Here is a 9,337-nt window from a genome sequence, read left to right as displayed (position 1 = left end):
ATTAAAACCTTAGTCGGTGCCTGGTTGGGAGATGACCCTGAAATTAATGAGCGGGAAATTGAAGGACTTATTCAATTGACCAATGAAGGTTTTGTTGATATTGCAGCCGTTGGTAACGAAGTGTTATATAGAAACGATTTGAATGAGGATGAATTAATAGGTTTCATTGAACGTGTAAAGGCAGAACTACCAGAGGGCATTCCTGTGGGTTATGTAGATGCGTACTATGAGTTTAGTGCACATCCTCGAATTACAACCTTATGTGATGTTATTTTAGCCAATTGCTATCCCTATTGGGAGGGCTGTCCGTTTGAATATTCCTTAGGTCATATGCAACAGATGTTTGGACAAGCCACACATGCCGCCAATGGCAAAAAAGTGATCATTACTGAGACGGGGTGGCCAAGTCAAGGAACAGGATTAAAAGGTGCCCAGCCATCAGCAGAAAATTCGATGAAATATTTTATCAATGCCCAAGTTTGGTCTGCGAAACAGAATATTGAGATGTTCTACTTTTCTTCTTTTGATGAATCATGGAAAGTTGGTCCTGAAGGTGATGTTGGGGCGTATTGGGGACTTTGGGATAAGGATGAAAAATTAAAATTTTAGATAGAATAAATAGTTCAATAGTAACGTTTACCAATAGTGTATGAAATATACTGAAGAATTACAAATTGAACCGGGAAAGGCTATATGTTATTCCGGTTTTAGGGAAGGACAAATGCCTGGAGGAAAGGTCCCTACGTATGAGCAGATAAAAGAAGACCTTTTAATACTTCAAAAGCATTGGAAATACTTAAGATTATACGATTGTGATGCGCATGCCGAAATTGTATTAAACGTTATCCAAAAAGAAAATTTTGATTTTAAAGTAATGCTTGGGGCTTACATAGTTGCGGAGGCAAACAATTATGGTTGCCCTTGGGGAGGAACATATTCTGAAAAGCAACTTGCCAAGAACAAGTCGGTAAATATTGCTCAGATTCAAAAATTGATTCATTTCGCGAATAAATATCCAGATGTAATTTTCTCACTATCAGCAGGTAATGAAGCTTGTGTAGACTGGACCGATCATTATGTGCCCGTTGAAAGTGTCATTACCTATGTGAGAATGATAAAAAAAGAAGCCAAACAACCAGTAACATTCTGTGAAAACTATCTTCCTTGGTTGGATAAGCTTAAAGATTTGGTTGATGAGGTTGATTTTATTTCTATTCATACCTATCCTGTATGGGAATACAAGCACATTCATGAGGCATTAGAATACACAAAACAGAATTATTATGCTGTGGCCGACACCTATCCGAACAAGCCCGTGGTAATAACCGAGGCAGGATGGACAACTTTTTCGAACGGAAAAGGCATCTGCCCGAGTAATGTAAGTGAGGAACACCAACAGATGTACTACAATGACTTGGTTGCGTGGTGCGAAGAGGATGATATTCTTACCTTTGTTTTCGAGGCTTTTGATGAACCTTGGAAAGGATCGGGAGAAGTGCTTGAGCCTGAAAAACACTGGGGATTATTTAAGGTAGATAGGACTCCAAAATTGGTAATGAAAGCATATTTTTCAGATCAATTGATTAAAAAATAGTTTTCATTAGTAAAAGGAAACCTTCTATACTTTCTAAAAGCGCTGGGTAGTTTGTGTATGCTTTGCGTATGGATTTTTTAGGCTTGTCAAAATTACGGGAGTACTTCACGAACTCATATGACTTTTATCATACTTTTTTGCGGTTAATCTGATTATTTTAGAAAGGAATTTAAAAGCGTCGGATCATGAAAAAAGGAACTCCAGTCTCGGCAATAATGACTAAAAAGGTTATTACTTTAAATACCTCTGACAATCTTGAAAAGGCCGAACATTTATTCAGAAAACATCATATAAGGCATATACCCGTAGTCATAGGATCTAAGATTATCGGCATGTTGAGTTATACGGATTTATTGCGGATAAGTTTTGCCGATGCCGTTTATGAGGATGAGGATACCGTAGACTCCATGGTATACAATATGTTCAGTATTGAGCAAGTGATGGCCAAGAATCTAGTCAGTGTTTCATCGAGTACTATGGTAAAGGATGTGGCCGAACTGCTTTCAAAGCGGGAGTTTCATGCCATACCTGTCGTTGATGATGGTACGCTAGTCGGAATGGTAACCACCACAGATCTTATCAATTTTTTATTGCAGCAATATGAAGACTAGGTTCTAGGATGCTATTCTTCCTCCGATGTGCTTTCTGTGGCTTCATCATTTTCATCTTTCTCTAAATGATGTTGCATGATGTTCAGTTTTTTCAGTTTGGCCTTCCAACTTTCCAACGCTTCTTTTTGCTTTTCTACCTTTTTGACCACATCCTGTACCAAGGGATTATCTTCAGAGGCATTGGAGAAAAATTGCAGGTTGTTCTCCAATTGGCGTAGGTCATTTTTGCTTTCATCGATCTTTTTACGGATAAATGAACGTTCGTTGGCGATGGCATAATCATTTTCTGACTTGGCCAGCTGTTGAATTTTGTTACCATATTTCAAAAGTTCGGATTCGTGCCTGCTCACATCCAATTTCTTGAAAATGGCATCCAAAATGATGTTGAACTTCTGATTGATGTTCTTTTTGTTAAAAGGCACCCGGCCATAGGTTTTCCATTCATCTATAAATGATTTTATCGATGCTAGATCTTTGTCTCTTTTTCCGGATAATTCAAAAGCCTTTAAACGTTCGAGACAGGCATTCTTTTTGTCAAAACTTTCCATTTCATCCTTATGGGCCTCATTTTTAAGCGCATGTAAACGGTCAAAATAATGGTTGCATGCTCCTTTGAAATCCTTCCAGATCTTATCGGAATACTTACGGGGTACATGACCGATTTTCTTCCATTCGTTTTGAATACGCTTCATTTCGGAAGTGGCCGAATCCCATTCTTCACTATCCTTCAAGGAAATGGCAAGATTCAACAATTCACGCTTTTTGTCAAGGTTTTCCTGTTGCTCCTTTTTGAGGTTTTTGTAGTAGGTGTTTTTGCCTCGATTAAAGCTTCTGACTGCTTCCTTAAAATCTGCCCACGTCTGTTCGTTGACCTTTTGTGGTACCTTGCCGGCCTTAAAAAAGGCATCGCGAAGTGCCTCGATTTGTTTTATTTGTTGTTGAAGGGTTTTATGGTTGTTCGCAACGTCGGCGGCGATTTTCTGAATGGCATTTATGATTTCTTTCTTTTTTTCAAGATTCTGTTCATAAACTTTATCAAGATCATTATAATAATCCTGCCTTCTTTGGTGCAGCACCTTAGTGGCCTTGCTAAATCGTTCCCATATTTCTTCTCGATGCGCTGAATCTACGGGACCAATATCCTCTTTCCAGATTTTATGCAAGGTCTGTAATTCTCGAAATGCCTTATTAAGATCTTCCTCTTGTTCCAAGGCCTCTGCCTGTTCGACCAATTTAATTTTTTCTTCCAGGTTATGCTTGAAATCCAGGTCGCGCAATTCGCGGTTTATATGCAGAAAATCATAGAAAATCTCAATATGATGGTGATAGGTTCGCCAAACATCATTATAGTGGTTGCGGGGTACAGGACCTGCATTGCGCCAATTTTCCTGGACCTCTTTAAATTGTTTGTAGGTAGTGTTGATATCTTCTTCTACATTGACCAAACCTTTAAGCTCTTCGATAATCGATAATCTGTTCGCCAGGTTCTCCTTTAAGCTGTTTTCAAGGGATTTGTAATATTGATTTCGTTTTTCACGATATTCCGAATAGACTTCGTTGAACTGTCTCTTTGCAATCGAGTTATACTTAAAATCCAACTCATTACCGCCATTGTTAATGAAATCCTCTTTTTTCTCTTCAAGAAATTCCTCGAATTTCAGGTCAAACTCGTATTTAATACCATCGATATGTTTTTTAATGGCCTGTACTTTTTCATTTTTAACCAAGCGTTGTAACTCGCCCACCAAATTTTCCATTGACATGGCGTGGTAATCCAAAATGGGTATATGGTGTCTTTGGTGGTTGTCCTGGTCCTCGGCATCCTCGGCATTCGATTCGTCTATCTCTTCTAGGACTTCATCTTCTTTCCCTTTTGTTCCCTTTTCGGATACCGGCTCGGAGGGTTCCTTTTCAGTTACCACCGGTTCGGAAGTTTCCTTTTCGGATTCTGATTCGGAAGTTATTTCCTTTTCGGATGCTGGTTCCGTAGGTTTCTTTTCGTGTTCCGTGTTTAAGGATTCAGGGTTAGTTTCCGAATTTGAATTTTCTGTTAGATTTTCAGTGCTTTTCTCCGAGTGCTCTTCGGTAGTTTCTGAATATTCCCCACCACCTACAGTTTCCTGTAGTTCTTGATCTTTTTCTTCTTGCATTATAAATCGTGTTAGTTCTGCTTAAGAATGCTTATGTAATATACTAACAACCGAATGAATACCAAAGCTTATACTTGTTCTTTTTTGGGCAGGTTCTTATGAGTTCCAGATTTCCCAAGCCTTTTCGGCCTGTAACTCTAGCATCCTTAACCCATTACTGATCGCTGCCCCTTGCTTTTCGCCTTCTTGAAGAAAGGCCGTTTTTTCGGGATTATAGATCAAGTCGAAAAGGAGGTGCTTTTCTGTGATAAGATGATAGGGCAGGGCTGGTTTTTCCTCGATTTTGGGATAGGTACCCAAGGGAGTGCAATTCACCAGAACCGTATATTTTTTCATTGTTTCCTCAGCCAATTCATGATAGCCGATTTGATTTGCAGAAGGCATTCTAGAAACGAATTTAAATGGTATGTCCAATGCATCGAATACAAAGGCCACGGCTTTTGATGCACCGCCCGTACCCAAGATCAAGGCCTTTTTATGATGCTTTTTCAAAAAGGGCCTTATCGCTTTCTTAAAGCCATAACAATCCGTATTATAGCCTTTTAGCCCTTTTTTCGTGAATCTGATGGTGTTTACGGCCCCTATTTTTTTTGCCTTTTTATCCAAGGAATGCAGGTAGGGGATAACGGCTTCCTTATAGGGTATGGTAACATTAAGTCCTTTTAGATTTTCAGTATGGGCTACAAGCTCTTGAAAATCCTCGATTCGGGACAAGTCAAAGTTTTTGTAGGAATGCCCATGTAACCCTAGAGTCTTGAATTTTTGGGCAAAATAGCCCTCAGAAAAAGAATAGGCGATATTCTTGCCTACCAAGCCGTAGTTATTTTTTTCTAGATTCCCCATACCATTCCAATCCCAATAAAATCAAAATACCCAAGATGACAAAGAATACGGCCCACCAAGTTTCGTTATTTCCAAAATCGGGTAAATATCGTTCATAATTCAAGATAATCCCTTCGCCATTGGAATCCAAAAATACCTGTCCGGCCGCATCTGTTTTGAAAATGGTGCGTTTCCAGGGCCAGACAACGCCCAATGAGCCCGAAATGAACCCAATGATCACGGCTGTGGTAATATGCTTAAAGTGCTTTAATACATACGTTAGGATGTGCGAAAGGGTAACCAAACCCGTGGCGGACCCCAAGGTGAAAACTGCGAGAATTTTTAGGGTTTCCAACCGTTCGCTATTCTTTACGAAACTAAAATCCCCCCGTAACATTTCGGCCATGGAATCATAGAGGGCATTTACCGAATCTACCAGGAGCAGTACATAATTTCCGAGTAGGATTAGGATAAACGATCCCGAAAGTCCCGGCAGGGTCATCCCCGATACGCTGATCATCCCACAGAGAAATATAAACCAGAGATTGTCATTTTCCTTGGCAGGGCTTAAAAAACTGATCGATAGTCCCACCACTAGGCCTAAAACCCCAGCGATCAATGTCTTTTTGTTCCAATGCTTGAAGTCTTTCGAAATATAATAGATCGAGCCTAAGATCATTCCGAAAAAGGTCGCCCAGACGAAAAGCTCCTTGCGTTCCAAAAAATAATCCAGTATTTTGGAAACACTGAAATAACTGACGAGCATACCAAAAATGAGGAGGGACAAAAATTGACCATTGACATAACGGTAAAAGCTCTTGAACCTACCGTTGAACAATAATTTAATGGCCTTAAGATTTACTTTCTGAAGGGAGTAGATGAATTCTTCATAGAATCCACCAACGAAAGCCACGATACCCCCCGAGACCCCTGGTACTTTATTAGCCGCACCCATGGCAAGTCCCTTAAGGACCAAAAACAATTTATCAAAAAATGTTCTAGGTGTATGCATGAGGCGCAAAGGTTAATTTCTCGAGGCAAGTTTCTCAAGTATAAAAATAAGGGAAAAACCGATGATCGCAGCCAAAAGGGCAAACATTAATTGTGGGTCTCCTTCAAAGCTGAAAGGGGATATATTCTGTTCTTTTAAGGTAACGATCTTATGGCCGATGGTTTTGGTTTCCAAGACGAGCTTCCAGGGCCAGATCTTATTCAGGGATCCTAAAATGAAACCTGTAAGAATCGCCAGTGTTATACTTTTATGTTTGTTGAACATCCATTTCAATAGCCTGGCAAAACTCAATATTCCAAATAGCATACCTAAAGCCATGGTTATCAGTATTTTGAAATCCTTCTCATCGATGGCGTCTATCACGGTTTTATAAGCACCGAGTAAGACCAAAATGAACGAACCCGATATGCCGGGAAGAATCATTGCGCATATGGCGATGGCCCCTGAAAAAAAGATAAAAGGTAAGCTCTCGGTATTTTGTGATGGGGGCAATGAGGTAATATAGTATGCGATAACAGCACCTACTATAAATAGGACAATGGTAGCGATATTCCATTTTTTTATGGCCTTAGCCACAAAAATTATACTTGCGACTACCAAGCCAAAAAAGAAGGACCACAGCGGAATGGGTTCGTTTTCAAGTAACCAACGGATTAATTTGGTAAAGGAAAGAATACTGATGGCCATGCCCATCAGGAGCGCCAAGAGAAAATTCCCATTGAGTTCCTTCCAAAATGCTTTGAATCCTTCTTTGCGCCAAAGCTGAAGGGTTTTTAGATTTAAATTGTTGATCGAGGTGATGAATTCTTCATATATTCCGGCCACAAACGCAATGGTTCCTCCCGATACACCGGGAACCAATTCGGCAATGCCCATGGCCATACCTTTGAGGGTAATTATGATATACTGGAGTACGTTTCTATTTTCCATAAACAAAAAAGCAAAAATAGGGTATTTATCGCGAAGCTCTTTTGTTGTCTGAAATTATGTTCTGGATCCACTCAGTCTTGTAGTAGCTTGGAAACTCCTCCTGAAAGAGGTCGATTTTTTCAGCGTTATTCTTGAGGGCATCCTTTAAGCGAATACGGGCATTGATTTTATCATTGGCCAAGAGATGAATCCCTACTATTTTATATTGGATCTGTGCATTTTCAGGATAAAACTCCTTCCCTTGGGTTAAAATATGTAGGGCCGTGTCATAATCCTTATTTGCCATGGCAACGTTCGCCCAACTCAACCAGGTATCCAATTCGTAATTGCCAAGTTCAACAGCCTGTTTGAACGAAAAATCTGCCTGGTCATGGTATTTGAGCGCTGCATTGATCGTGGCGCTTTTTTTCCAATAGGCGGCATTCTCACCATCTATGTTCAAGGCCTTATTAATATAATACAGGGCTTTGTCAAAATTGCCTTTTTTGAAATAGAAGTCTGTTATGGCCAACCAACCTTTGTCCAATAACGGATCTTCATGTACGGTTTGATAGTAATAATATTTGGCCATTTCATCATTGCAGAGCCGTTCATAGCAATTTCCCATGCGTAAATAGGCATGTGATGTGGGGTCGTCTATTTGAATGGTGGTTTCATAATTTTCGATGGCCTCATGATATTCACCGAGTTTTTCAAGAACCTTGCCTTTTTCAAAATAGGCTCCTATAAACGAATCGTCGGAGATGATGGCAAAATCAAAGGCCGTCAACGCTTCCTTGTACATTCGTTTCGAAAAATACTGTTTTCCCAATTGGTGCCATGCCACCTCGCAATAGGGATTTTGCTCTAGATATTCGTTAAGAAAGACAATGGCCCCATCATAATCCTCAAGAAAATCGAAACAATAAATTACGTTATAAAGTGAAGAATAATCTTGTTGGTCAAAATCAACGCATTTTATAAAACTTTCCTTAGCGAGCTTGAATTCATCCATAAAAAGATATTCCATTCCGAGCAGGGAATAAATATCATAACTGTCCTCTGAGAGTTCCAATGCCCTTTGGAGCAGGTTTACCGCCGCCTCGTGATTGTCTTTTTTCGAGAAGATATTAGCTCTTTGTATATATATCTCTTCGTTGGCACTATCCAAAAGTTGTAATTTATCAAGAAGTCGTTCTGCCTGTTCGAGATTATTCTCGAAAACCAGTACCTCAACATCCAAAAGTTTAAGTTCAATGGAATCGGGATGCTGGGTTAATCCAATCTTTATGGCTTTCTTAGCCAAGGCTATCTTTCCGTGGTTCAGATAATGGTGTATGATATCCTCAAAATCCTCTGCATCAAAAAAATAGACATCATCTGTCTTGAGCATGGATTCAAATTTGGCAATGGGCTGTTCTGGTCTTTCGTTGGCTTCTAACGCCATAGGAAGCTTTTGGTTAAAACTATGGATTTAAAAGTAGTCCTTTTGGGACTAAGCATCAATCCTCTTTCGGGCTTTATTATTAACAAATTAGTTAACAAATTATTGCATGTAATCATCTAATATTTCTAGTATGGTACGACAGCCTTTTTCTATTTCCTCAAGGGAAATGGTAAGGGGAGGCGTTATTCTAACGGCACTTTTTTCGAATAAGAGCCAGAAAAGGATCAGGTGCTTTTTCGATGCGTTTAGGATCAGGTAGTCGGCTATTTCGGCACGTTCCATAATCAAGGCCAGCATGAGTCCCCTACCTCTTATTTCTTTGATATAGGGGTGTTTAAGTAATTCCCGTATACGTTTTTCTTTCTGCAAGGTCGCTGAAATTAGACGGCTTTCGGTTATCTCCTTCAAAGTCGCCAAACAGGCCGCAGCGATGACCGGATTGCCGCCAAAAGTGGTTATATGGCCCAATTTCGGTTGATCTTGCAGTGTAGCCATCATTTCATTTGAAGCGGTGAAGGCACCTACCGGAAGTCCTGAGGCCATTCCTTTGCCCATCACTAGAATATCAGGGATGCAATCGTAAATTTCAAAGGCGAACAAATGTCCGGTACGCCCAAAACCCGGCTGAATTTCATCAAGTATCAATAGGGCCCCTACTTCCGAACATCGTTTCCTCACTTTTTTCAAATAGTCCTTGGTAGGCTCTATAAAACCGGCACCCCCTTGAATAGTCTCCAAAATAACGGCCGCCGTTTTTTCAGTTATATGTTGAAGATCGGAGGCTTCATTGAA

General features: G+C 40.0%; 9 protein-coding genes. 3 read left to right on the top strand and 6 right to left on the bottom strand.

Annotated elements, in window-relative coordinates:
- From WBM98_RS06325 to WBM98_RS06315, 3 genes are all read left to right on the top strand, one after another.
- A partial coding sequence (locus WBM98_RS06325) for a glycosyl hydrolase family 17 protein (RefSeq protein WP_424365184.1) occupies window positions 1–609 on the top strand: 609 nt, incomplete at its 5' end.
- Between the two features lie 40 nt (window positions 610–649).
- Window positions 650–1,594, top strand: coding sequence for a glycosyl hydrolase family 17 protein (locus WBM98_RS06320; RefSeq protein ID WP_424365183.1), 945 nt, complete (start codon window positions 650–652; stop codon window positions 1,592–1,594).
- 185 nt (window positions 1,595–1,779) lie between these two features.
- A complete protein-coding gene (locus tag WBM98_RS06315; RefSeq protein ID WP_424365182.1) occupies window positions 1,780–2,205 on the top strand; it encodes a CBS domain-containing protein in 426 nt (141 codons plus the stop codon).
- A gap of 11 nt (window positions 2,206–2,216) precedes the next feature.
- Here the strand turns inward: WBM98_RS06315 and WBM98_RS06310 are convergent, their stop codons facing one another.
- From WBM98_RS06310 to WBM98_RS06285, 6 genes are all read right to left on the bottom strand, one after another.
- Window positions 2,217–4,355 carry a DUF349 domain-containing protein gene (locus WBM98_RS06310; RefSeq protein ID WP_424365181.1) on the bottom strand — a complete coding sequence of 713 codons (2,139 nt, stop codon included), beginning with the start codon at window positions 4,353–4,355 and terminating at the stop codon, window positions 2,217–2,219.
- A gap of 96 nt (window positions 4,356–4,451) precedes the next feature.
- The gene (locus WBM98_RS06305) at window positions 4,452–5,198 is read right to left on the bottom strand and encodes a shikimate dehydrogenase family protein (protein ID WP_424365180.1); all 747 of its coding nucleotides are present in this window, start codon (window positions 5,196–5,198) and stop codon (window positions 4,452–4,454) included.
- The gene (locus tag WBM98_RS06300) at window positions 5,176–6,189 is read right to left on the bottom strand and encodes a DUF368 domain-containing protein (RefSeq protein WP_424365179.1); all 1,014 of its coding nucleotides are present in this window, start codon (window positions 6,187–6,189) and stop codon (window positions 5,176–5,178) included. The genes WBM98_RS06305 and WBM98_RS06300 overlap by 23 nt, the downstream gene beginning before the upstream one ends.
- 12 nt (window positions 6,190–6,201) lie before the next feature.
- Window positions 6,202–7,119 (bottom strand): DUF368 domain-containing protein, encoded by a 918-nt coding sequence (locus WBM98_RS06295; protein WP_424365177.1) that lies wholly within the window; start codon window positions 7,117–7,119, stop codon window positions 6,202–6,204.
- A 25-nt stretch (window positions 7,120–7,144) separates the two neighbouring features.
- Window positions 7,145–8,545 carry a tetratricopeptide repeat protein gene (locus WBM98_RS06290; protein WP_424365176.1) on the bottom strand — a complete coding sequence of 467 codons (1,401 nt, stop codon included), beginning with the start codon at window positions 8,543–8,545 and terminating at the stop codon, window positions 7,145–7,147.
- A gap of 99 nt (window positions 8,546–8,644) precedes the next feature.
- Window positions 8,645–9,337 (bottom strand): aspartate aminotransferase family protein (locus tag WBM98_RS06285; RefSeq protein WP_424365175.1); only part of this gene is annotated, 693 nt, incomplete at its 5' end.

Source organism: Maribacter sp. (assembly GCF_049667165.1).
Lineage (GTDB): Bacteria > Bacteroidota > Bacteroidia > Flavobacteriales > Flavobacteriaceae > Maribacter_A.
This window is presented reverse-complemented; position numbering and strand designations above follow the sequence as displayed.